This window comes from Streptomyces venezuelae, assembly GCF_008642355.1.
GTDB classification, from domain to species: domain Bacteria; phylum Actinomycetota; class Actinomycetes; order Streptomycetales; family Streptomycetaceae; genus Streptomyces; species Streptomyces venezuelae_B.
This window is the reverse complement of record NZ_CP029193.1, coordinates 6,785,786-6,808,453: the sequence shown is the minus strand read 5'-3', so window position 1 is coordinate 6,808,453 and position 22,668 is coordinate 6,785,786. Positions and strand designations below refer to the sequence as shown.

Annotated in this window: 22 protein-coding genes and 1 pseudogene; 11 read left to right on the top strand and 12 right to left on the bottom strand. The window is 72.0% G+C overall.

Going from position 1 to position 22,668, the window contains the following annotated elements:
* The first annotated feature begins 121 nt into the window (after positions 1 to 121).
* Positions 122 to 1,135 (top strand): Gfo/Idh/MocA family oxidoreductase, encoded by a 1,014-nt coding sequence (locus DEJ47_RS31145; RefSeq protein WP_150173860.1) that lies wholly within the window; start codon positions 122 to 124, stop codon positions 1,133 to 1,135.
* 67 nt (positions 1,136 to 1,202) lie between these two features.
* On the opposite strand, the gene DEJ47_RS31140 is transcribed toward DEJ47_RS31145, so the two are convergent.
* The 4 genes from DEJ47_RS31140 to DEJ47_RS31125 form a co-directional block, all read right to left on the bottom strand.
* Entirely contained in the window at positions 1,203 to 1,646 is a 444-nt protein-coding gene (locus DEJ47_RS31140) for a PaaI family thioesterase (protein ID WP_150173858.1), read from the bottom strand.
* 9 nt (positions 1,647 to 1,655) lie between these two features.
* Positions 1,656 to 2,861, bottom strand: a complete 1,206-nt coding sequence (locus tag DEJ47_RS31135; RefSeq protein WP_150175982.1) for a cytochrome P450 family protein — start codon at positions 2,859 to 2,861, stop codon at positions 1,656 to 1,658.
* A gap of 98 nt (positions 2,862 to 2,959) precedes the next feature.
* Entirely contained in the window at positions 2,960 to 3,631 is a 672-nt protein-coding gene (locus tag DEJ47_RS31130; RefSeq protein WP_150173855.1) for a response regulator, read from the bottom strand.
* Positions 3,628 to 4,884 carry a sensor histidine kinase gene (locus tag DEJ47_RS31125; RefSeq protein WP_150173853.1) on the bottom strand — a complete coding sequence of 419 codons (1,257 nt, stop codon included), beginning with the start codon at positions 4,882 to 4,884 and terminating at the stop codon, positions 3,628 to 3,630. The genes DEJ47_RS31130 and DEJ47_RS31125 overlap by 4 nt, the downstream gene beginning before the upstream one ends.
* Positions 4,885 to 5,041: 157 nt before the next feature.
* Here DEJ47_RS31125 and DEJ47_RS31120 point away from each other — a divergent pair, with 157 nt between their 5' ends.
* Entirely contained in the window at positions 5,042 to 5,248 is a 207-nt protein-coding gene (locus DEJ47_RS31120) for a hypothetical protein (RefSeq protein ID WP_150173851.1), read from the top strand.
* A 22-nt stretch (positions 5,249 to 5,270) separates the two neighbouring features.
* Here the strand turns inward: DEJ47_RS31120 and DEJ47_RS31115 are convergent, their stop codons facing one another.
* Complete coding sequence (locus DEJ47_RS31115) at positions 5,271 to 5,690, bottom strand: ribonuclease (protein WP_150173849.1); 420 nt, start codon at positions 5,688 to 5,690, stop codon at positions 5,271 to 5,273.
* A 204-nt stretch (positions 5,691 to 5,894) separates the two neighbouring features.
* Between DEJ47_RS31115 and DEJ47_RS31110 the strand changes: the two genes are divergently transcribed.
* Complete coding sequence (locus tag DEJ47_RS31110) at positions 5,895 to 6,635, top strand: SDR family oxidoreductase (protein ID WP_150173847.1); 741 nt, start codon at positions 5,895 to 5,897, stop codon at positions 6,633 to 6,635.
* 83 nt (positions 6,636 to 6,718) lie between these two features.
* Here DEJ47_RS31110 and alc read toward each other — a convergent pair whose 3' ends face one another.
* Together alc and allB are read right to left on the bottom strand one after the other, a co-directional pair.
* The gene (alc, locus tag DEJ47_RS31105) at positions 6,719 to 7,849 is read right to left on the bottom strand and encodes an allantoicase (RefSeq protein WP_150173844.1); all 1,131 of its coding nucleotides are present in this window, start codon (positions 7,847 to 7,849) and stop codon (positions 6,719 to 6,721) included.
* Between the two features lie 4 nt (positions 7,850 to 7,853).
* Positions 7,854 to 9,188: an allantoinase AllB gene (gene allB / locus DEJ47_RS31100; protein WP_150175981.1), complete on the bottom strand. Its 1,335-nt coding sequence runs from the start codon at positions 9,186 to 9,188 to the stop codon at positions 7,854 to 7,856.
* A 440-nt stretch (positions 9,189 to 9,628) separates the two neighbouring features.
* On the opposite strand from allB, the gene DEJ47_RS31095 reads away from it, so the two are divergent.
* Positions 9,629 to 10,444 (top strand): IclR family transcriptional regulator, encoded by an 816-nt coding sequence (locus DEJ47_RS31095; protein ID WP_150173842.1) that lies wholly within the window; start codon positions 9,629 to 9,631, stop codon positions 10,442 to 10,444.
* A 357-nt stretch (positions 10,445 to 10,801) separates the two neighbouring features.
* On the opposite strand, the gene DEJ47_RS31090 is transcribed toward DEJ47_RS31095, so the two are convergent.
* Positions 10,802 to 11,308 carry a universal stress protein gene (locus tag DEJ47_RS31090; protein ID WP_150173840.1) on the bottom strand — a complete coding sequence of 169 codons (507 nt, stop codon included), beginning with the start codon at positions 11,306 to 11,308 and terminating at the stop codon, positions 10,802 to 10,804.
* A gap of 96 nt (positions 11,309 to 11,404) precedes the next feature.
* On the opposite strand from DEJ47_RS31090, the gene DEJ47_RS31085 reads away from it, so the two are divergent.
* Positions 11,405 to 12,877: a PLP-dependent aminotransferase family protein gene (locus DEJ47_RS31085; protein WP_150173838.1), complete on the top strand. Its 1,473-nt coding sequence runs from the start codon at positions 11,405 to 11,407 to the stop codon at positions 12,875 to 12,877.
* Positions 12,878 to 12,927: 50 nt separating this feature from the next.
* On the opposite strand, the gene DEJ47_RS31080 is transcribed toward DEJ47_RS31085, so the two are convergent.
* Positions 12,928 to 13,221, bottom strand: a complete 294-nt coding sequence (locus DEJ47_RS31080) for a DUF5955 family protein (protein ID WP_150173836.1) — start codon at positions 13,219 to 13,221, stop codon at positions 12,928 to 12,930.
* 237 nt (positions 13,222 to 13,458) lie between these two features.
* Here DEJ47_RS31080 and DEJ47_RS31075 point away from each other — a divergent pair.
* From DEJ47_RS31075 to DEJ47_RS31050, 6 genes and pseudogenes are all read left to right on the top strand, one after another.
* Positions 13,459 to 14,064: pseudogene (locus tag DEJ47_RS31075) on the top strand (NTP transferase domain-containing protein); the annotation flags it as partial.
* A 333-nt stretch (positions 14,065 to 14,397) separates the two neighbouring features.
* Entirely contained in the window at positions 14,398 to 16,017 is a 1,620-nt protein-coding gene (gene aceB / locus DEJ47_RS31070) for a malate synthase A (RefSeq protein WP_150173834.1), read from the top strand.
* 148 nt (positions 16,018 to 16,165) lie between these two features.
* Positions 16,166 to 16,750 (top strand): sigma-70 family RNA polymerase sigma factor, encoded by a 585-nt coding sequence (locus tag DEJ47_RS31065; RefSeq protein ID WP_150173832.1) that lies wholly within the window; start codon positions 16,166 to 16,168, stop codon positions 16,748 to 16,750.
* Positions 16,747 to 17,520 (top strand): anti-sigma factor domain-containing protein, encoded by a 774-nt coding sequence (locus DEJ47_RS31060; protein ID WP_150173830.1) that lies wholly within the window; start codon positions 16,747 to 16,749, stop codon positions 17,518 to 17,520. The genes DEJ47_RS31065 and DEJ47_RS31060 overlap by 4 nt, the downstream gene beginning before the upstream one ends.
* Before the next feature lie 60 nt (positions 17,521 to 17,580).
* A complete protein-coding gene (locus tag DEJ47_RS31055; RefSeq protein ID WP_150173828.1) occupies positions 17,581 to 19,173 on the top strand; it encodes a molybdopterin-dependent oxidoreductase in 1,593 nt (530 codons plus the stop codon).
* Positions 19,174 to 19,269: 96 nt separating this feature from the next.
* Positions 19,270 to 19,911 carry a fasciclin domain-containing protein gene (locus DEJ47_RS31050; protein ID WP_150173826.1) on the top strand — a complete coding sequence of 214 codons (642 nt, stop codon included), beginning with the start codon at positions 19,270 to 19,272 and terminating at the stop codon, positions 19,909 to 19,911.
* A 12-nt stretch (positions 19,912 to 19,923) separates the two neighbouring features.
* Here the strand turns inward: DEJ47_RS31050 and DEJ47_RS31045 are convergent, their stop codons facing one another.
* The 3 genes from DEJ47_RS31045 to DEJ47_RS31035 all read right to left on the bottom strand — a co-directional run bounded on the left by DEJ47_RS31045 (position 19,924) and on the right by DEJ47_RS31035 (position 22,538).
* A complete protein-coding gene (locus tag DEJ47_RS31045; RefSeq protein WP_150173825.1) occupies positions 19,924 to 20,829 on the bottom strand; it encodes a HipA family kinase in 906 nt (301 codons plus the stop codon).
* 57 nt (positions 20,830 to 20,886) lie between these two features.
* Positions 20,887 to 22,131, bottom strand: coding sequence for a serine hydrolase domain-containing protein (locus tag DEJ47_RS31040; RefSeq protein WP_150173823.1), 1,245 nt, complete (start codon positions 22,129 to 22,131; stop codon positions 20,887 to 20,889).
* A gap of 137 nt (positions 22,132 to 22,268) precedes the next feature.
* Positions 22,269 to 22,538, bottom strand: coding sequence for a DUF1905 domain-containing protein (locus DEJ47_RS31035; RefSeq protein ID WP_150173820.1), 270 nt, complete (start codon positions 22,536 to 22,538; stop codon positions 22,269 to 22,271).
* Between the last annotated feature and the right edge of the window lie 130 nt (positions 22,539 to 22,668).

The window sequence follows — 22,668 nt, the reverse complement described above, 5'->3', positions numbered from 1 at the left end:
GTGTTCCCACCGGACTTCGGTGTCTGCGCAGAACCTACGCCACCACGCGATGGGGGCCGCGTAAGTTCTGTTGTCAGGACAAAGGATTGACAGGACCGTCCGGCGTCGCGAGGGTGGGTGCATGCGCATCGGACTGATCGGAACGGGCCGCATCGGCTCCTTCCACGCAGCCGCCCTCAGCCGGCACCCCGACGTGACGTCCCTGGTGATCGCCGACGCCGACCCCGAGCGGGCCACCGCTCTCGCGGCGCGGACCGGGGCGACGGAGGTGCCGTCGGCGGACGACGTCTTCGCGACGGGGGTGGACGCCGTGGTGATCACCGCGGCGACGTCCGCGCACGCCGAGCTCATCGGCAGAGCGGCGCGCGCGGGCCTCCCCGTGTTCTGCGAGAAGCCCATCGCCCTCGACCTGCCGGGCACGCTCGCCGCCCTCGCCGAGGTCGAGGCCGCGGGGACCGTGCTGCAACTCGGCTTCCAGCGGCGCTTCGACGCGGGATACACGGCGGCCCGCGAGGCGGTGCGCGCCGGCCGGCTCGGTCGGCTGCACACCGTGCGGGCGATCACCTCGGACCCGGCGCCGCCCCCGGCCGCGTACCTGCCGCTCTCCGGTGGCCTCTACCGCGACTGCCTCGTCCACGACTTCGACATCCTGCGGTGGGTGACGGGCCGGGAGGTCACCGTGGTGTACGCGACCGGGTCCGATGCGGGCCCCGCGATGTTCCGCGACGCGGGCGACGTCGACACGGCCGCCGCGATCCTCACTCTCGACGACGGCACGCTCGCCACGGCCACCGCGACGCGCTGCAACGGCGCGGGGTACGACGTGCGCATGGAACTGGCCGGTGAACGCGACCAGTTGGCGGTAGGGATGGACGAGCGCACGCCGCTCACGTCCGTGGAACCGGCGGGCCCGCCCGCGCCGGTCAAGCCCTGGCCCGGTTTCCTGGAGCGCTTCGCCCCCGCGTACGAGGCGGAGCTCGCCGCTTTCGTGGAGGTGGTCCGCGGCGAGCGGGTGAACCCCTGCGACGGCCGCGAGGCGCTGCACGCGCTGCGCATCGCCGAGGCGTGCGAGCTGTCGCGGCGGGAGCGGCGCCCGGTGCGCATGGCGGAGATCAGGGAGCTGTACGGCGACTGAGAGCCTGCCTTTGAACCCGTAGCCGTCGCGGGCCCCGGCCCCCTACAAGGACCGGGTTCCGGTGCGCTCACGCCGTGGACAGCACCGCCCCCTGCGCGATCGCGCACAGCGTCTCCGCGCCCTCCTCGCCCACCGCGACCAGCTCGCAGCGCACCGTTGCCTGCCGTCGGCCCGAGTGCACCACGGCGGCGTGCGCGATGAGGGTCACGCCGGTCGCGGGTCGTACGTACTGGATGGAGAATCCCGACGTCAGGACGGCAGGCCCGAGCGTCGTGCCCGCGGCGAACGTGATGCTGTTGTCCGCCGCGTACGCCAGGACACCGCCGTGCAGGAAGCCGTTCTGCTGCCGGAGCTCGTCGCGGATCCCGATCTCCAGCGTGGCCGCGCCCTCACCGAACCGCGTGATGCGGGCCCGCATCATACGGCTGAACGGCTGTGCCTCCAGGACCTTCTGGGCCATGGCGAGGTCGAGGGGGTCGGATACCGGCTGCGCGGCCGTGGGCTCGGTCATGCCCGACTACTACCACCGGACGGGAAGCCGCCGCATCCCCCTGATCAGAGTCCCGGGCAGCCACTCCCCCGGCGGGCCGTCCGGCGCGAGGCCGGGGCAGCGTTCCAGGAGCGAACCCAGCGCGATCTTCGCCTCGACCCGGGCCAGCGGGGCACCCAGGCAGTGGTGCAGGCCGTGCCCGAAGGCCATGTGGCCCTGCGGGGCGCGGCGGATGTCGAAGCGGTCGGGCTCGGGGAAGCGGGCGGGGTCCCGGTCGGCCGCGGCGAGGCCGATCCGGACGATCGCGCCCCTCGGTATCACCACGCCACCCAGCTCGGTGGGCTCGGTCGCGAAGCGGTACGTCGCGCTCTCCAGCGGACCCTCATAGCGCAGGGCCTCCTCGATCGCGCCGTCGAGGAGGGTCATGTCGGCGCGCAGGGCGGCCAGTTGGTCGGGGTGGGTGAACAGGGCGTGCACGGCGTTGGCGATGAGGTTGACCGTGGTCTCGTGGCCGGCGATCAGCAGCAGGAACGCCATGCCGCGCAGCTCGGAGGTGGAGAGACGGTCGCCGCCCTCGTCGTCCGTGGTGCGGATCAGGGCGCTCAGCAGGTCGTCGCCCCGGCCCGAACGCCGCTTCTCCTCGACGAGGTCGGCCAGGAACGCGGCGAGTTCCTCGAAGGCGGCGCGCTCCGCCTCCTGGTCGGGCGAGGCCACAACTCCGTTGGACAGGCGGCGGAACGTGGCGCGGTCGATGTCGGGGACGCCCAGCAGCTCGCAGATCACGGTGATCGGAAGGTGGAAGGCGAGCGCTTCGAAGAGGTCGGCGCGACGGGTCGTGGCCGACTCGCCGTGGACGAGCATCGCGTCGAGGAGGTCGTCGGTGATGCGCTGGATGCGGGGGCGCAGGGCCTCGACGCGGCGTGCGGTGAACTCCCGGGTGATGAGGGCGCGCAGGCGAGTGTGCTGGGGCGGGTCGGCTATCAGCAGGTGGGTGCCGATCAGCTCTTCCTCGTGGAAGGCGAAGCCCGCCGCCGCGGCGGACTTGGCGAAGCGCGGGTCGCGGAGGGCGGTTCTGCACTCTTCGTATCCCACCACCAGGTACGTGTCGTCCATGTCCTCCGGAGGTGGCAGGCGGACGCGGTGGACCGGTCCCAGGGCGCGGAGTTCCGCGTAGACCGAGTGCGGGTCCTCTCTGAACCTCGGGCCGTACGTATCCAGGTCGATGCTTTCCGCCATGTGGGTCCCCTCCCAGGTGCTCATGAGGCCAACGTGCCGGGCGCGGCGCTCTGTTCCCGCCCCCGGCCCCGTTCATCCGTCCTGATGAACCGCCGGGTTCAGCCGTCCTCGTCCAGCAGTCCCGCGTCGTGCGCCAACAGCGCGATCTGCACGCGGTTGTTGAGGTCCAGCTTCGTCAGGATGCGCGACACGTGGGCCTTGACCGTGGCGACGCTCAGGAACAGCTGGGCCGCGATGTCCGCGTTCGACCCGCCGCGCCCGACCGCGACGGCCACCTCGCGCTCCCGCTCCCCCAGCGCCGCGAGCCGGTCCGACGCCCGGCGCCTGCGGTCGAGCTGCGGGTCGACGCCGGTGACCTGCGTGATCAGCTGCTGCGTCACCGTCGGCGAGAGCACGGGTTCACCCGCGGCCACCGCGCGCACCGCCGCGACGATCTCGGCCGGCGCCGTGTCCTTGAGGACGAACCCGGCCGCGCCCGCGCGCAGGGCCCGCAGCACCTGCTCGTCGGCGTGGAACGTGGTGAGGACGATGACTTCGGGGGCGTCGGGACGCCTGCGCAGCGCCTCGGTGGCGGCCAGGCCGTCCATCGTGGGCATGCGGATGTCCATCAGGACGACGTCGGGCTCGAGTTGGCCGACCAGCGGGGCGACCTCGGTGCCGTCGCGCGCCTCGCCGACGATCTCGATGTCGTCCGCGCCGCCGAGCATGAAGGACAGCCCGGCCCGCACGAGCGGATCGTCGTCGACGATGAGCAGCTTGATCGGTTTCATGGCGCCCACGGTAGCCAGGCCTCCAGGTGGAATCCGCCGTCGGCCCCGGCCTCGTGGCCGAGCCTGCCGCCCGCGAGCGAGGCCCGCTCGGCGAGCCCGATGAGGCCCTGTCCCGAGCCGGGCACCGCGGGTACGGGGCCGGGCGGTGCGGGGTTGCGGACGGACAGGGTCAGACCTTCGCCGGGCGCGCCCGTGACGGTGACGGTCACTTCGGCGCCAGGGGCGTGTTTGCGGGCGTTGGTCAGGCCTTCCTGGGCGATGCGGTAGGCGGTGCGGCCGAGGGCCGTGGGCACGGACTCGGGGTCGGCGACGCGGTTGTGGAGGACGACCTTCATGTCCGCGTCGCGGGACTCGGCGATCAGGGTGTCGAGAGCGGCGAGGGTGGGCTGCGGCCGACCGGAGGCGTCCGACTCGCCGCCGCGCAGGACACCGATCACCTGGCGCAGATCCTGCAGCGCCTCGTGGGAGCTCTCCCGGATGACACCGGCCGCTCTGACGATCTCCTCGCGGGGTGCGTCCGGGCGGAACTCCAGGGCGCCGGCGTGGACGCTGAGCAGGGTGAGCCGGTGGGCGAGGACGTCGTGCATCTCGCGCGCGATGTCCTCGCGAGCGAGCCGCTGGGCCTGTTCCGCGCGGAGCGCCGCCTCGTTCTCGGCGCGGACGGCACGGTCGCGCAGGCTGAGCAGGAGTTCGCGGCGGGAGCGCACGAACATGCCCCAGCCGATGACCGCGATCGTCAGCAGCACGCCGAAGGCGATCGCGACGCCGTACGGCATGGCGGCGTCCGGGCGCAGCCAGAAGGTGAGCGGGACCACGGCGACCGAGACTCCGCCGATCCAGGCGACGTACCGGAACGGCCGGTGCACGGCGAGGGTGAAGAGCGCGACGGCCGCGGCGCCGCCCGCCGTGTCGGAGGCCACCGCGACCGGCACCATCACGAGGGCGAGAGCGACGGGCCACCGCCTGCGCAGCCAGACCGCGGCGCAGGCCAGCGCGCCGAGCACCTGGTCGAACTCCGCCCAGCCCGGGGAGACGTGCGGGTTGTCGCCGACCGCGTCGGCGCCGAGCATGCCGATGAAGACGGCGGTGAAGAAGCAGGTGAAGTCGGCGATCCAGTCGCGGACGGTCCGCCGCGCCTTGCGTCCGGCGCGGCTCGGATCGAACTCCCGGGCGATGGCGGAGGGCAGCGTCCAGGGTCTCCTGGCCAGGGGCCGCTCGCCCTCGGGAGGTCGCTTGGGGTCAGTGCCGCTCATGGTCGACAAATCTACGCACTGCCGGTCGCCGTGCACGGTCCCCACACGTGATCGTCTACCAAAGTCGCGCAGGTCCACGACTTTCGGACCCGCTCCGGAGGAAGATCCTCGCCCCGCGGCGGATGTCCGCCGGAAAGTGCGGGACGAGGATCTTCGTATGAAGCAGCTACTGGAGTTTCTCGGTGTGGTCCTGTTGTTGCAGGGCGCGGTCGGCCTGGTCCACAGCTTCACCGGCGAGCTGCGCGGCTGGGGTCTGGTCCAGCGCTTCGGCTTCCTCGACGGTTACGAGACGTACGTGAGCGTGGCCCTGATCGTGCTGGGCTGCGCCCTGCTCGCCGCGCTGCGGAGCCCGGGGGCGGACTGAGCGCCGGCCCCGGGCCTCTCCCTCAGCAGCCGTGGTCGACCAGGTCGAAGGACGCGTAGTGGTCGGAGGTGTAGTAGTCCTCCTGGTTCTTCTCGCCGGTCACGATGCGGCGGGCGCCGCGGTCGTCGGAGCCGGGTGTGACGACGGTGTACTCGTGGTAGTAGCCGGAGCTCTGCTTCGGCAGTTCACCTTCGCGGTTCTGGAAGACGGTGCCGTCCTGCGGGTACGGGTAGGGGCCGCCCGCCTCGATCAGGTCGAGGGTGTCGTGCGCCTGAGAAGGCAGCGCTGAGTAGCAGATCTCGCCGACCGCGGTGATGGAGTGCGAGGCGGAGGCGACCGGGGCCGCAGGGGCCGCCGGTGCCGCGCTCGCCGCGACGGGGCCGCCGACGAGCAGGGCGGCGGCCAGGGCGGTGATGCTGACGATTCGTGGGGGGATTCGCATGGGTCCAGTGTGACGCGCGTAGAGGTTGTCGTGTCAACGACAAGTCCGCGAAATTTTCCGGGAGTTAACCGAACGGCGGCGACCCGAAAGCTCCGTGTCCGATTGCCGCCAGCCGATGCCCGTCCGAACGCCTTTCATTGAACCCGCAAGCACTTGGCGATCGTGACGCAGTGCGCTTCAGACGGATGTACGGAAGGTATCGACATGTCAACTCTCAACGGCAGGACGGCTCTGGTCACCGGCGGCAGCCGAGGCATGGGCGCGGCGATCGCGCTGCGGCTCGCCCAGGAGGGCGCCGACGTGGCTCTCACCTACGTGCACGACGAGGCGGCCGCCGACGAGGTGGTCACGAAGATCCGGGCCATGGGGCAGCGCGGTTTCGCGATCCGGGCGGACGCGGCGGACGCCGGGGACGCGGCGGGCGCGGTCGACCGCGCCGCCGACGACCTCGGCGGCCTGGACATCCTGGTGAACAACGCGGGCATCGGCGTCCTCGGCCCCATCGGCGACCTGACGCTCGCCGACATCGACCGGGTGATGGCCGTGAACGTACGGGGGGTCTTCCTGGCCTCGCAGACGGCGGCCGCACGGCTCCGCGACGGCGGACGGATCATCACCATCGGCAGCTGCATCGCGCAGCGCGTCCCGGGCCCCGGCGGCACGTTGTACGCGACCAGCAAGGCCGCGCTGGTCGGACTGAACAAGGCACTGGCGCGGGAGTTGGGCGGCCGGAGGATCACGGTGAACCTGGTCCAGCCGGGACCGATCGACACCGACATGAACCCGGCGGACGGCCCCTTCGCCGAGGGCCAGAGCGCCATGACCGCCCTCGGCCGTTTCGGCTCCGCCGACGAGGTGGCGTCTCTGGTCGGCTATCTCGCCGGGGACGACGCGGCGTACATCTCCGGCACCGAGCTGTCGGTGGACGGCGGTCACGCGGCCTGAGACCCGCGTACCGAGGGACGGACATGGGTGTGGGGCGCGCCGGGGCTGTCCACCCGGCGCGCCCCACGTTCAATGGGGGCGGATCAGCCGCCCAGCTCCTGGTGGCGGGCCGCCAGCTTGGCCGCGCCGTCCTCGGTCAGCGAACCGAACAGGCGCAGCCGGGAGATGCCGCCGTCCGGGAAGATGTCGATGCGGACGTGCGTGCCGACGACCGGCGCGTCCAGCACGAAGCGGTGGTTGGTGTCGGGCTGCAGGCGGGTGCGGGGCAGCGCCTCGACCCACTCGCCCGACGCGCCGTCGCGCACCGAAAGGGCCGCCCAGCCCGCCGAGTTGCCCTTGAGGTAGGCGGTGTCGATCTCGACCGCGCGGATCTCGGACTGCTGCACCAGCTGGTAGCGGATCCAGTCGTTGCCGGTGTCGCGGCGGCGGCGGGTCTCCCAGCCGTCGTCCATCTTGCGGGAGCGGCCCGGCTGGATGGTGTTGGTGGCCGGCGAGTAGAAGCGGTCGGACGCGTCCTCGACCTGGCCACCGTGTTCCAGGGCGACGACGTCGAACGTGCCGAGCGCGGCGAGCCACTTGGGGTCGGCGACGACCTCGCCGTACACGCGCAGGCGGGCGATGCCGCCGTCCGGGTGCTGGTTGACGCGCAGGTGCGTGAAGCGCTGCTCGATGTCGACGGCGAAGCCATTGGCGGCGTGGCCGCCGACGGGCGTGCGCGGGACGAGGGTCGTCCACTTCACGTCGTCGGCGCAGAGCTCCTCGGGCGTCGGCGAACCGTCGACGCTGGTGCCCTCCACGGAGACGGCCTGCGGGTAGTTGCCGCGGAAGTGTGCGGTGTCGACGACGATGCCGCGGATGATGCCGGGCGCGCCGAGCCGGACGAGCGCCCAGTCGTGGTCGTCCTCGGTGGGCCACGGGTGCTCGCCCGAGACACCACGCCGACGGCGGGTCTCCCAGCCGTCCATGACCTTTCCCTTGTGGCCGAAGTGCTCGGGGTCGAACACGGCCGGGTGGGCGAGGAGCAGGTTCTCGCGCATCGCGAAGAACTCGTCGTTGGCGGCGATCACACCGGCGCCGAGCTGCCGGTCGGCGAGGTTGGCGTACTGGGTGAAGGGGAAGTCGGCCGTGCGGTAGTCGGCGTAGGGCTCGCCGCCGCCGTAGGGGCTCGCGTCTCCGGTGAAGGTGGCCACGGGGGATATGTGCTGCGCCGTCACTGTTTCAGTTGTTCCTTTCCAGAAGACGGCCTGCGGGTTCACTGAACTCGCCGCCGTGCAGGATGCGTTCGCCGCGCAGCCAGGTGGATTTCACGACGCCGCTGAGGGTCTTGCCCGCGTACGCCGTGACCCGGTTCCGGTGCTGCAGCTCCGCGGGGTCCACGGTGAAGGTCTCGTCGGGCGCGAGGACCGCGAAGTCGGCGTCGCGGCCGGCCTCGATGGCGCCCTTCTGGTCGAGTCCGACCAGGTGTGCGGTGCGCGTGGACATCCAGCGCACCACGTCCTCGAGGGAGTGACCGCGCTTCCTCGCCTCGGTCCAGACGGCGGGCAGGCTCAGCTGGAGCCCGGAGATGCCGCCCCACGCGGTGGCGAAGTCGTCGGTCTTGAGGTCCGCGGTGGAGGGTGAGTGGTCGGTGACGACGCAGTCGATGGTGCCGTCCGCGAGCGCCTCCCACAGCAGGTCCTGGTTGTCGGCCTCCCGGATGGGCGGGCAGCACTTGAACTCGCTGGCGCCGTCGGGGACTTCCTCGGCGGTCAGGGTGAGGTAGTGCGGGCAGGTCTCGACGGTCAGCCGTACGCCCTCGCGCTTGGCGGCGGCGATGAGCGGCAGCGCGTCGGAGGACGACAGGTGCAGGACGTGCACGCGGGCGCCGAGCCGCTTGGCGACGGCGATGAGCCCCTCGATCGCGGTGTCCTCGGAGATACGGGGCCGGGTCTGGAGGTAGTCCGCGTACTTGGGGCCGCTCTTGTGCGGGGCGGCGTCCAGCTCGTGCGGGTCCTCGGCGTGCACGATCAGGAGCCCGCCGAACCCGGCGATCTCGGCCATGGAGGCGGTGAGCTGGTCCTGGTTCAGCTCGGGGAACTCGTCGACTCCCGAGGGCGAGAGGAAGCACTTGAAGCCGTAGACACCGGCGTCGTGCAGCGGCTTGAGGTCCTTGACGTTGTCGGGCAGGGCGCCGCCCCAGAAGCCGACGTCGATGTGCGCCTTGGCGCGGGCGACGTCCTGCTTGGTCCGCAGGTTGTCGACGGTCGTCGTCGGCGGCAGGGAGTTGAGGGGCATGTCGACGAGAGTGGTGATGCCGCCCGCGGCGGCGGCGCGGGTGGCGGTCCAGAAGCCCTCCCACTCCGTGCGGCCCGGGTCGTTCACGTGGACGTGCGTGTCGACGAGGCCGGGGAGCAGCGTGTCGTCGCCGAAGTCCTCCAGGCGGGCACCGTCCGGCACTTCGGCGTCGTACGCGTCGACAGCCACGATCTTTCCGCCGGCTACGGCCACCGAGGCGGCCCGGGTGCCTTCCGGGGTGATGACGCGGGTCGAGCGGAGCACCAGTTCCACGTTCACGCCCGCGGCGTCGGCCGCATCCGCCGCGCTCGTCGCACCCGTCGCATCGGCGCCGGCCGTTGCGTTCACGTCCCTTTCGGACACCCGCGTCCCCTTTCCGCTTTCTTCTGTTCCGCTACACAGACCTTTTGCTTCCGCTTAACGGAATTCAACGTTCTGTTGAAGGAGTTTTCACGCTCGCTCTCACGGCGTCAAGGGTGTGCTTGCCCACGGCCTTCGCGACCGCCGCCGGACTGGACGTTTCCACAAAGTGGAATTAGAATTCCACTGACCAGAACGTGGCTACGCACAACGAGGGCGTCGGGGCACGCCGGGACAACCTTGCGAAGACACGGACAAAGGCTCCCTGACCGGCGACGACGGCAAGCCGAGCACGAACCCTCGGGAAGAACCGACCGGTAGGCTGCTTCCTTGCCCGCCAGCACCGAAAGGAACGCGCCGTGCCGACGTCAAGCGCCAGCGACGCCCCTGCGGAAACCGCCGCCTCCAAGACCCCCGCCGCGAGCGGCGGTGTCCAGTCCCTCGAGCGCGCCTTCGACCTGCTCGAGCGGATGGCGGACGCGGGAGGCGAGGTCGGTCTCAGCGAACTCTCCGCCAGCAGCGGCCTCCCGCTCCCCACGATCCACCGCCTCATGCGCACGCTGGTCGCCTGCGGGTACGTACGTCAGCAGGCCAACCGCCGCTACTCGCTCGGCCCGCGCCTCATCCGCCTCGGCGAATCCGCGTCCCGGCTGCTCGGCACGTGGGCGCGGCCCTACCTCGCCCGGCTCGTCGAGGAGACCGGCGAGACCGCGAACATGGCGCTCCTCGACGGCGACGAGATCGTGTACGTCGCCCAGGTGCCGTCCAAGCACTCCATGCGGATGTTCACCGAAGTCGGCCGGCGGGTCCTGCCGCACTCCACGGGCGTCGGCAAGGCGCTGCTCGCGCACGCGTCGCCGGACGAGGTCCGCGCGCTGCTCGCCCGCACGGGGATGCCGGCCGCGACGGAGAAGACGATCACCACGCCCGAAGGGTTCCTGGCAGCCCTCGACGACGTGCGCCGCACGGGGTACGCGGTCGACGACAACGAGCAGGAGATCGGCGTCCGGTGCCTGGCCGTGCCGGTGCCCGACTCCCCCACGGCCGCGGCGATCTCCATCTCCGGGCCCGCGGGGCGGGTGACGGAGGCGGCCACGGACAAGATCGTGCCGGTGCTGCAGCAGGTGGCGGTGGAGTTGTCGGCGGCGCTGGCCAGTGCGACACCTGGCTCCTGAGCCTCGACCGGTCCCCAGCCCCGCCGCTGCGCGGCGGATCCTCTCCCACCCACCCGGCCCTCGGCACCACCGACTCCCCGTAGGTGCGCGCGTCACCGGCTCGTTGCCGGGTGACGGGTGGGGACCGTCGCGGAGCGACGGAGAAAACCAGGCCCAGGTCGCGGGGTGCCGGGTGGGCGGGTGGGAAGCCCGTCGCGGAGCGACGGAGTGAGTCGGGCCCGCGAGTCGCCGAGTACCGGGCGGGCGGGTGGGAAGCCCGTCGCGGAGCGACGGAGTGGGGCGGGGGCGTGTGTCGCCGGGGAACCGGCGCGGGCGGGAAACCGTCGCGGAGCGACGGGGAAGCCGGGGTCGCTGGGCTCAATGGCCGGCCAGGGCGAAGTCCGTCGGGGTCATTCTCCGAAGCGTCCGCCGCACCCCCTTGGGAAGCCGAGGCGCCGGAGTCGTGAGCACCGCGCACGTCGCGTGCGCGTGCACGTAACGATGGGTTCGAGGCGCAGGGCGCCAATGGGGGCGGGCGCCTATGACCAGAAGCGCGTCGGGATGCGCGGCCACGTCGCAGAGAACTCGCCCCGCCCGCCCCCGGATCACCCGCCGTTCGGAGACGACACCCCGCGGCGGCCCCCCGAAGACCTCGTCGAAGGCCCGGTCCAGGCGGCCCCTCGCCTCCCCGTACCAGTGGCGCGCCCACTCCGCGTCGGGGTGGCGCAGGTACAGCCCCTCGCCCTCGGGCGGCTCCCACGCCAGGACGGCGACCAGCACACGCCCCCCGCGCCGCGCCTGCTCCGCCCCTGCCCGCAGCGCCGCGAGGCTCGCGAGTGAACCGCTGACCCCGACCACCACCGCTTCCCGCCCTGACATCGTCATGGCTCCTTCCCCAGGCCAAACGCCGACTGAAGTGCTGTGATCGGCAGTCTGTACGCTGATTGGCCTGGACAGCAGGGCCAATCGGCGGGAGTTGGCATGGCAGACGCACGCGTGGTCCACACCGTGGACAGAAGGCTCGGCAGCCGTCAGCTCGCCCAGCTCCTGACCGGCACCGTCGGCGAACGCCCCGGCTACCGCGCGCTGGCGAGCGGCGTGCGCACGCTGCTCCTCGACGGCCGCGTCCCCCTGCACACCCGGCTCCCCGCCGAACGCGAGCTGGCCTCGGCGCTGGGAGTCAGCCGGGCCACGGTCACGGCGGCGTACGACGTGCTGCGCGAGGGCGGGTATGCCCTCAGTCGCCGCGGCGCCGGTACCTGGACCGAGCTGCCGCAGGGACAGCGACCGTCGAGCGTCGCCGCCTTCCCCGCGGGCGACGGCGTCCTCGACCTGGCCGTCGCCGCGCCGGGCGCCCCGGAGGCCGAGCTCGGCGCCGCCCTCGCCGCGGCGGGCGCGATGCTGGCCGAGCACGCCCCGACACCGGGCTACCACCCGTACGGCATACCGGAGTTGCGGACCGCCGTCGCCGAGCGCTTCACGCGGCGCGGTCTGCCCACCCTTCCCGACCAGATCCTCATCACCACCGGCGCCCAGCACGCGTTGTCCCTGACCCTCGCCCTGCTGGGGCGGCCCGGCGACCGTGTCCTCGTCGAGAACCCCTCGTACCCGAACGCGCTGGACGCGATCCGTGGCGCGGGCCTGCGCGCCGTCCCCGTCCCCGTCACGGAGGACGGGTGGGACCCCGGTCTCGTCGAGTCCTCGCTGCGGCAGGCGGCGCCCCGACTCGCGTACCTCGTACCGGACTTCCAGAACCCGACGGGCGCCCTGATGCCGCGTGAGCAGCGCGTACGCGTCCTGGAGACCGTCCGCGCCACCGGCACCTGGCTGCTGATCGACGAGACCATCGCGGACATCGCGCTGGACACGCCGCCGCCCGCGCCCTTCGCCTCGCTCGCGCCGCACGGGGCGGGTGAACAGGTCGTCACCGTCGGGTCGTTGAGCAAGACGCACTGGGGCGGACTGCGGATCGGATGGGTGCGGGCCGGGTCCCGGCTGATCACCGAGCTGGCGACGAAGCGGGTGCCGAGCGACATGTCGACACCGGTCATCGAGCAGCTCGTGGCGTTGCATCTGCTGCGCGGCATGGACGACGTCCTGCGCGAGCGGCTGCCGCGGCTGCGGGCGCAGCGTGACGCGCTCGCCGCGTCACTGGCCCGTCACGTGCCGGAGTGGCGCTGGCAGGTGCCGCCGGGCGGGCTGTCGCTCTGGGTGGACCTGGGCCGCCCCATCGCGTCCTCGCTGGCCCGCGCGGTGCTCGCGCAGGGCGTGCGGATCGAGGGCGGCTCACGGTTCGGCGCGGACCCGGGGACGCACGAGCACCGGCTCCGCATCCCGTACACGCTGTCCGCGGACCTCTCGGAGCAGGCGGTACGCCGCCTGGCGACAGCCCTGTCGGGCGACTTGCGCCCCGGCACGGGAGACGACGTGCCCCGCCGCCCCTGGGTGGCCTGACCTCGCAAGGGGTTGGAATCTTCGTCCACCCCCGCCGCAGAACCGATTCCTCAGCCCCGCCGCCCGTCCGGCTCCCCGAATATCTCCACGGCCATCCGTACCGCCGCCAGTCCCGCCGCCAGTGCGCTGACCGAGCCGATGGCGCCGGCCACGAGCAGGAGGGACCTGCGCATCCTGGGGACCTCGGGGGCACCGCCGTACGCCATCTCCGCCAGCGCGGCCAGTTCGTCCTCGGCGATGCCGCGGTCGGTGAATTCGGCCGGGTGCGCGGCGAGCTCCCGGCGCAGCCGGGCCACCGCGGCGCGCAGCTCCGCCACCCGCGGATCTTCCTCGCTCCCTGACACGTGCCCTCGCCCTTGCCCTTGCCTCTGCTCCACGCTCCGCACCACAGCTTTCCCCCGCGCACCCCGTCGGTGCGGCAGTTCTCGTCCACTTCCTCGGCTCCCCCGTTGCTGGTCGGGCACCAGGGGGCCGCGGGTCAGTAAACCGTTCCCGGGACGGGCCGCGCCACTTTCGCGCACGCCATGGGAGGTGGGTGTCGCGGACATCTCGTGTATCCAGGAGTCATGACGACGGAATCGATGAACACGCAGGTTGACGGGGTGGGCGAGGTCGTCGGGCTGGTGCTCGCCGCGGGGGGCGGGCGGCGCCTCGGGGGGCGGCCGAAGGCGCTGCTCGAACACAAGGGCCGACCGCTCGTGGAGCATGCCGTGCGGGTGTTGCGCGAGGCGGGTTGCGCGCGGGTGCACGTGGTCCTGGGCGCGTCCGCCGACGCCGTACGCGCGCGGGCCTCGCTCCCCGGCTGCGTACTGGTCGACAACCCGGAGTGGGAGGAGGGCATGGGCTCGTCGCTGCGCGCCGGTCTCGCCTCGCTCGCGGGCACGGGCGCGGCGGGCGCGCTGGTCTCGCTGGTCGACCAGCCGGGGATCGGGGCGGAGGCGACGGCGCGGGTCCGTGCCGCGTACCGCTCTCCGACGACGCTGGCGGCGGCGGCGTACGACGGGGTGCGCGGCCACCCGGTCCTGTTCGGGAGCGGTCACTGGGCGGGGATCGGCGCGAGTGCGGTCGGGGATCGGGGGGCACGCGATTACTTGCGGGGGCGCGTGGGCGAGATCACGCTCGTGGAGTGCGGGGACGTGGCGGAGGCGTATGACATCGACACGGCGGAGGACCTGATGCGCCTGGACCCCGGCACGGGCCTGCCGCCCGCCCCCGGAACCCCGGGTCCCGGTCTGTCCCCTGCCCCCGGAACCCCGCCGTCCGACTCCGCCGGAGGGTCGGGGTACGTGGAGTGACCGACGTGGCACTCAGCGACACGTTGTGTCGACGAGAAGAATCTCGACGTCAACAAACCATTGAACTTCCACTATGAGGAAACTAGTATCCACTGACCAGAAGGCCCGTTACCTCGGACGGGGCCAAAAGCCGTACCTCGGCTCCTGTGGCACCCAGTGCCACCGCGTCTGCCCGGCGGCTCGCCCGGCACCGTCCGTGCAGCTCTCTGAAGGAAGTGACAGGACATGTCCGCACTAGCGCCGTCGCCGCTGGCCATCGTCGACGCAGAGCCCCTGCCCCGGCAGGAAGAGGTGCTCACCGACGCGGCCCTCGCGTTTGTGGCCGAGCTGCACCGGCTGTTCACGCCCCGGCGTGACGAGCTCCTCGCCCGGCGTGCCGAGCGCCGAGCGGAGATCGCCCGCACCTCCACCCTGGACTTCCTCCCGGAGACCGCCGCGGTCCGCGAGGACGACTCCTGGAAGGTCGCACCGGCCCCGGCCGCGCTGAACGACCGCCGCGTGGAGATCACGGGCCCGACGGACCGCAAGATGACCATCAACGCCCTCAACTCGGGCGCGAAGGTCTGGCTCGCGGACTTCGAGGACGCTTCCGCTCCCACCTGGGAGAACGTCGTTCTCGGCCAGCTCAACCTCACCGACGCCTACGAGCGCCGCATCGACTTCACGGACGAGCGCACCGGCAAGTCGTACGCCCTGAAGGGCGCCGACGAGCTCGCGACGGTCGTCATGCGCCCGCGCGGCTGGCACCTGGACGAGCGCCACCTCCAGGTCGACGGCAAGCCGGTCCCCGGCGCGCTCGTCGACTTCGGCCTGTACTTCTTCCACAACGCCAAGCGCCTCATCGAGCTCGGCAAGGGCCCGTACTTCTACCTCCCGAAGACGGAGTCGTACCTGGAGGCCCGCCTCTGGAACGACATCTTCGTCTTCGCGCAGGACTACGTCGGCATCCCGCAGGGCACGGTCCGCGCCACGGTCCTCATCGAGACGATCACCGCCGCGTACCAGATGGAGGAAATCCTCTACGAACTGCGCGACCACGCCTCCGGCCTCAACGCGGGCCGCTGGGACTACCTCTTCTCCATCGTCAAGAACTTCCGTGACGGCGGCTCGAAGTTCGTCCTGCCGGACCGCAACCTGGTGACGATGACCGCCCCGTTCATGCGGGCGTACACCGAACTCCTCGTCCGCACCTGCCACAAGCGCGGCGCGCACGCGATCGGCGGCATGGCCGCGTTCATCCCGTCCCGCAAGGACGCGGAGGTCAACAAGGTCGCGTTCGAGAAGGTCAAGAACGACAAGGACCGCGAGGCGAACGACGGCTTCGACGGCTCCTGGGTCGCGCACCCCGACCTGGTCCCGATCGCGATGAAGTCCTTCGACGCGGTGCTCGGCGACAAGCCGAACCAGAAGGACCGCCTGCGCGAGGACGTCTCCGTCGCGCCCGGCGACCTGATCGCCATCGACTCCCTCGACGCGAAGCCCACCTACGACGGCCTGGTCAACGCCGTCCAGGTCGGCATCCGCTACATCGAGGCGTGGCTGCGCGGCCTCGGCGCCGTCGCCATCTTCAACCTGATGGAGGACGCCGCCACCGCCGAGATCTCCCGCTCCCAGATCTGGCAGTGGATCAACGCGGGCGTCGTCTTCGAGACGGGCGAGACGGCCACGGCCGACCTGGCCCGCAAGGTCGCCGCCGAGGAACTCGCCGCGATCCGCGAGGAGATCGGCGACGAGGCCTTCACCTCCGGCAAGTGGCAGCAGGCTAACGACCTCCTCCTCCAGGTCTCCCTGGACGCGGACTACGCGGACTTCCTGACCCTTCCCGCGTACGAGCAGCTCCGCTGACACCACGCACCACCGCAGTACGTCCACGCACTTCACCCCCGGCACCGCACAGCGCCGGGGGTGAAGTGTGTGGAACCTTGACCAATCCGGGGCGCCCGCGGCTACGTATCAGAGATGTACGTCGGTCTGTGGCCTGGAGGGTCTGCGCGTGAATGAAGTCGTCCGCATCGGGTCACGGTCCGCGCCCGGACCCGATCTGCAGGAGTTGCTCGCGCGGGTCGCCCGCGGTGACCAGCAGGCGTTCACCGGGGTCTACGACGCCGTGGCGGGGCCCGTCCTCGGAGTCGTGCGCGGTGTGCTGCGCGACCACGCGCAGTCCGAGGAGGTCACCCAGGACGTCCTGGTCGAGGTGTGGCGCACCGCGCCCCGGTACCGGGCCGACCGCGGTACCGCGATGACCTGGGTGCTCACGCTGGCGCACCGGCGCGCCGTGGACCGGGTCCGCTCCGTGGAGGCGGCCGCCGCCCGCGACCGCAAGGCCGCGCAGCTCGCCGACACCCCCGCGTTCGACGAGGTCAGCGAGGAGGTCGAGGCGCATCTGGAGCGCGAGCAGGTGCGCAGGTGTCTGCGCGGGCTCACCGAGGTTCAGCGGCAGTCCGTGACCCTCGCCTACTACCGCGGTCTGACCTACCGCCAGGTCGCCGAGCTCCTCGCCCTCCCCTTGGGCACCGTCAAGACCCGCCTGCGCGACGGACTCATCCGGCTGCGCGACTGCCTGGGGGTGAGCGCGTGAACAGCGCGGCCGAACTGCACACCCTGACCGGCGCCTACGCCGCCGACGCCCTCGACGACGCCGAACGCGCCCGGTTCGAGGAGCACCTGGCGCTCTGCCCGTCCTGCGACCAGGAAGTACGGGAGCTGACGGCGACCGTCGCCCGCCTGGCCCTCGCCTCGGCCGTCGCACCCCGGGCCGCCCTGAAGGACGAGGTGCTGCGGCGCGTCGCCACCGTCCGCCAGGATGTACCGGATCCGCGGCGTGGGACGGAGACGCCCCCCGGTCCCGCGCCGCACCGGGGGCGCGGCGTCCACCGGTGGGCGCTCGCCGCCTGTCTCGCCGCCGTCGTGGGTCTCGGCGGCACCGCGGTCTGGCAGCACCAGCGCGCTGAGGACGCGCGCGACCAGGCACGGCAGGTGCAGGAGCAGACGAGGGAGCAGGCGCAGGAGCTCGCCGCCGTGCTCGCCGCCCCGGACGCCAGGACCCGCACCGGCGGGCTCACGGACGGGGCGCGGGGCACGGTCGTCGCGTCCAGGAGCCTCGACAAGGCCGTGTTCATCGCGGACGGCATGGCACCGCCCCCCAAGGGCAAGGTCTACCAGCTCTGGTTCGACGACGGCGGTTCCATGCGCTCGGCCGGACTCATGGACCCCGACCGGTCCGCGGCGACCGTCCTGATGCGGGGCGGGATCGGCAAGGCGACCGGCATGGGCATCACGGTGGAGCCCGCGGGCGGTTCGGACGAGCCGACCTCCTCCCCCGTGGCGCTGATGGAGCTGCCCACCTGATTTCCCGCATCCGACGGGGAAGCGACCAATCCGCGCGGCCCGCGGCCTCGGATACTCCATGTGACGACAGAACGGAACCGCCGGAAACCGCGCAGCGACCTGGGGCGTGCCGCGGCCGGTGCCCTGAGCGGGGTACTTGCCGGGTTCGCCGCTCTCGCCGCCGCCGAGCTGCTGTCCTCCGCCGTACGTCCCGAGGCCGGGCCCGTCGTGGCGGTCGGCGGCGCGGCGATCGACCGTACGCCCCCGTCCGTCAAGGACTGGGCGATCCGGGAGTTCGGCACCGACGACAAACTCGTCCTGCAGTCCGGCATCGTCGCGGTGCTCGCGCTCCTGGCGGTCGTGCTGGGGCTCCTCGCCCTGCGCCACCGCCGCCTCGGCGCCGCGGGCGTGCTCCTCTTCGGGGTGGTCGGCGCCGTGGCGGCCGTCTCCCGGCCCGATTCGACCGGCTTCACGGACGCGTTCCCCTCCCTGGTGGGCGCCGTGGCCGGTGCGGCGCTGCTGTATGCGCTCGCCGGTCGTCTGGAGCCGCACGCCGCGTCGGAAGGGGGCGCTGAGGCCGCCGAGTGGGACCGGCGCGGGTTCCTCGTCGCGGCGACCGCTGCCGCCGCCGCGTCGGCGGGCGTCGGAGCCCTGGGCAGGTCGTTCAACGCCTCGCGCGGCAAGGACGCCATCGCATCGCGGGAGGGCATCGTGCTGCCCGCCCCCGCCTCGCCCGCGTCCGACGTCCCCAGGGGCGCGCGGCTGCGCGTGCCCGGCATCAGTCCCTTCCTCACGCCCGCCGAGGACTTCTACCGGGTGGACACCGCGCTGATCGTGCCCAAGGTCGACGCCGACGCCTGGCGGCTGCGCATCCACGGCAAGGGCGTGGCGCGTGTGACGAGCCTGTCCTTCCAGGACCTGCTGCGGCGTGGACTGGTCGAGCGGGACATCACCTTGACCTGTGTGTCCAATGAGGTCGGCGGCCCGTACGTGGGCAACGCCCGCTGGATCGGCGTGCGCCTCGCCGACGTGCTCGCCGAGTGCGGGGTGGTGCCCCCGGTCCGCGGCGGCCCCGCGGACCAGCTGGTCGCGCGGTCCGTGGACGGCATGACCATCGGCACACCCGTCGACGACGTGATGGACGGCCGTGACGCACTGCTCGCGCTCGGCATGAACGGTGAACCGCTGCCGTTCGAGCACGGGTTCCCCGTCCGCATGGTGGTGCCGGGGCTGTACGGATACGTCTCCGCCTGCAAGTGGATCGAGGACATCGAGCTCACGACGTTCGACGCGTACGACCCTTACTGGGTACGGCGCGACTGGGCCGCCAAGGCCCCCGTCAAGACCCAGTCCCGCATCGACACCCCCAAGCCGTTCGCCCGGCCGACGGCGGGCACGGTGATGGTCGCCGGGGTGGCGTGGGCGCAGCACCTCGGCATCGACAAGGTCGAGGTGCGCGTCGACGACGGCCCTTGGCGGAGCGCCGACCTGGCCGCCGAGGACACCCGCGACACCTGGCGCCAGTGGTCCTTCCCCTGGCAGGCCGCTCCGGGCGGTCACACCCTCACGGTGCGGGCGACCGACCGTACGGGCACCGTCCAGACGGCGGAACGAACCCGCACGAGCCCCGACGGGGCGAGCGGCCGGCATTCGGTGGTGGTCACCGTCACCTGACCCCGTGTCCCCCCTCCACTGACCCCCGTATCCCTTCCCCTCCGCCGGTACGCGAGTTCACCGGTACTCAAGTTCACTCACCCCCCTGGAGAAGTCATGAACACCACCCCCCGCCGTGTCCGTCGCGCCGCCGTCGCCGCCGCCTCGGCCGCCTTCCTGCCCCTCGCCCTCACGGCCTGCTCGGACGACAGCTCGGACAGCGCCGCCGACAGCCCCTCCAAGAGCGCGTCGGCGGAACCGTCCAAGGCGATGGGCTCCATGACGGAGCCGTTCGGGCCCGCCTGTTCGTCCGTGCCGAAGGACGGCAAGGGCAGCTTCGACGGCATGGCGAAGGACCCCGTGGCCACGGCCGCGTCGAACAACCCGGCCCTGTCCACGCTGGTGACCGCCGTCAAGAAGGCCGGACTGGTCGACACGTTGAACAGCGCCGAGGACATCACCGTCTTCGCGCCGACGAACGACGCCTTCGCGAAGATCCCCAAGGCCGACCTGGACAAGGTCCTCAACGACAAGGCGCAGCTCACCAAGATCCTCACGTACCACGTGGTCGGCCAGCGGCTGACGCCCGACGACCTGAAGAGCGGCTCCTACGCGACGCTGGAGAAGTCGAAGCTCACGACGTCCGGTTCGGGTGAGTCGTACAAGGTGAACGACTCGGCGAACGTCGTCTGCGGCAACGTCGAGACGGCCAACGCCAACGTGCACATCATCGACACGGTCCTCATGCCGAAGAGCTGAGGGCCGGGGTCGTCAGCCGAGATGGGTCGACCAGTCCTGCTGGGCCGCGGGCTTCCCGTGCAGATCGGGGACGCGCTTCAGCCAGGCGGGCCGGCCCTTCTCGGTGGCGGCGGCGCGCCGTGCGTCCGCGGCGGCCAGTTCGCCGCGGGAGGGGAAGCACGTGGGCAGCCAGACCGCGGAGGCGCGGGCGCGGGCCAGGAGGTGCTCCACGTACGCCTCGCGCACCGCGTCCGGCGAGTCGAAGCCCGGCTCGTCGGCGAGCCACGCGTCGGGGACGAGGGCGACGATCTCGCGGAGGGCGTCCTCGGTGACGAGGGGCGCCAGTTCGGCATCGGCGGCCGCCATGTCCGGGCCGTACGAACCGAGGGCGTGGTGCCGGAAGTCGTACTCCTTGTCGGGAGCGGAGGCGCCCCAGCGGTGGTGGAAGACGAGCGCGGCGCCGTGGTCGATGAGCCACAGCTTCGGCGCGTGCACACCGAACGTGGGCCAGATCATCAGGTTCGAACTGTGCACCGTGCGGTCGACGTTCGCGGTGAGGGCGTCGAGCCAGACGACCTTGCCGGCCTCCAGCGGGTCGACGTCGATCGCCTCGGGCGTGAAGTCCGCGGCGCCCGGCAGCAGGTCCATGCCGAGGTTGAGTCCCGCGCTGGCGTGCAACAGGTCCTGGACCTCCTGGTGCGGTTCGTCGGCGCCGACCGCCGGGTCGAAGTGGACCAGGACGAGCTCGGGGAAGCGCAGGCCGAGGCGGCGCGCGAGCTCGCCGACGATGATCTCGGCGACGAGCGCCTTGCGTCCCTGGGCGGACCCGGTGAACTTGACGACGTACGTCCCGAGGTCGTCGGCCTCGACGACACCGGGCACGGACCCACCGGTCCGCAGCGGGTTCACATACCGGACAGCAGTCACTTCACGCAGCACACGGGCCACTGTATGCCGGAGGTCGGTGCGGGCACGATCAGGTTTTCGCGCGCACGGTCATGTGGTGCCGAGGACGGCGCTCATCTCACGTTCGATGATCTCCTGGAACGGGATGTCGTCGTGATTGCCGAGGACGACGCCGACCCACCCGCTGTCCGGGTAGATGTTCCAGCTTGCGACGCTGCCGGGGTCGACGCCCGCGCGGCCGTTCAGCCACTGACCGTCGATCAGGCTCACGGGCATCATGTACGTCGCGAACGCCGCGTCGGCGGGGCTGGACCGGGCGGCTCGTAGACCGCCTCCCTGCGGGGCCAGCGGGATCTTGGGAGCGGTGAGGAGTTCGGCGTAGGGGCGGTCCAGTACCGTGCCGTCGGCCAGCGCGTGGGCGAAGCGGACGAGGTCCGGTGCGGTGGCGAAGCCGCCGTCGCCGGGGAGGTCGATGAAGCCGCGGGCCGGGTTCTTGCCCGGTTGGAGCGGGTCCGGGCTGCCCTTGTCCAGGTTGCGGACGGCGTCCACGCGGCTGCCGTCGGCCTGGCGCATGTACGCGTGCGCGATGTGCGGGTCGGTGAGCCACTGCGGCCTGGTGTAGAACGCCGTGCCGGTCATGCCGCACCGCCTGAAGATGTGCTCCTCCACGTAGTCCCAGTACGTCATGCCGGTCACCGCCTCCACGATCAGGGCCGGGATGGCGACCTCGGCACCGGCGTGGTCGGTGGGCGTGCCGGGCGGTGCCACCGGTTTCGCCTGCCGGGCCCACTCCTCGTGGAACTCGCGCACCTCTTCCTTGCTCCGGAAGACGCGTTGCGGGTCCTCCTCCGGGGTGTTGAGCCCGGACGTGCCGGAGAGCAGGTGGTGGATGGTCACCTTGTCGGCGATCTCCTCGGGGAAGCCCTTCAGATGGACGCCCACCGTGTCGGAGAGCCGCAGCCTGCCCCGCTGTGCCAGCTGCAGGACGGCCACGGCGCCGAACGGCTTGCCCGCGGAGGAGAGGTTGAACGCGACGCCGTCGTGGTTGCGGATGTTCTTCTCCTCGTCCGCCATCCCATAGCTGCGCGACAGCACCGTCCGGCCGCGGTGGGACAGCAGTACGACGCCGGAGAACCTGTCCTCGGCGGCCAGCTTCGCCACGTACCGGTCGTAGGCTCCGCCCGGTCGCGTGTCCCGCGGGATGCCGCGGCGACCGGCCGGGGCGGGGCGGGCCCCCACCGGCTGCGTTCCTCCCGCCGTCACGCCCACGGCGGCGAGACCGCCCCATCCGAGCAACCGCCGCCGCCCCATCCCCCGTACGGAATCCGAGCCCATGTCACGCGCCCTCCTGGTCGACGGACCAGCCGTCCGCCGGTCGGAGGGCGGTCCGTGGCTCCACTCAAGACGCGGGGGCGTTGTGGGGGCGTATGCGTTTTCGGATACACCCGCGATACGTGGCGTCCCGGTGCGCCTCAGGCGGTCAGCCGCTCCTCCAGGCGGACCGTCACCGTGTCTCCCTCCTCCTTGCCGATCGCCTTGCGCACCTCCGCCTTCACCGGCAGCTTGTGCGTGCCGTCTCCCAGCGCCATGAACGAACTCCGGAACGGATGGCCGTCGATCGTGCCCCGGACCTTCACCAGGCCGCGGGTGCCGAAGAACTCGGCCGACTCGGGCCACACGACGTACGTCCAGCCGCCGACGGCCGGGCTCTTCCGCAGGGTCGCGGTGAACTGCTTGTCCATCACTGGTACCGCCTCTCGATGAGGTATCCCTGTAGTCCCTGTCCATGAGGTCTCGCTGTAGGGAGGACCGTCGCGGGGGCGGAAAATCACCGCTCCCTCCCGTGGGCGTCCGCGGGCGGCTCTATAGGCT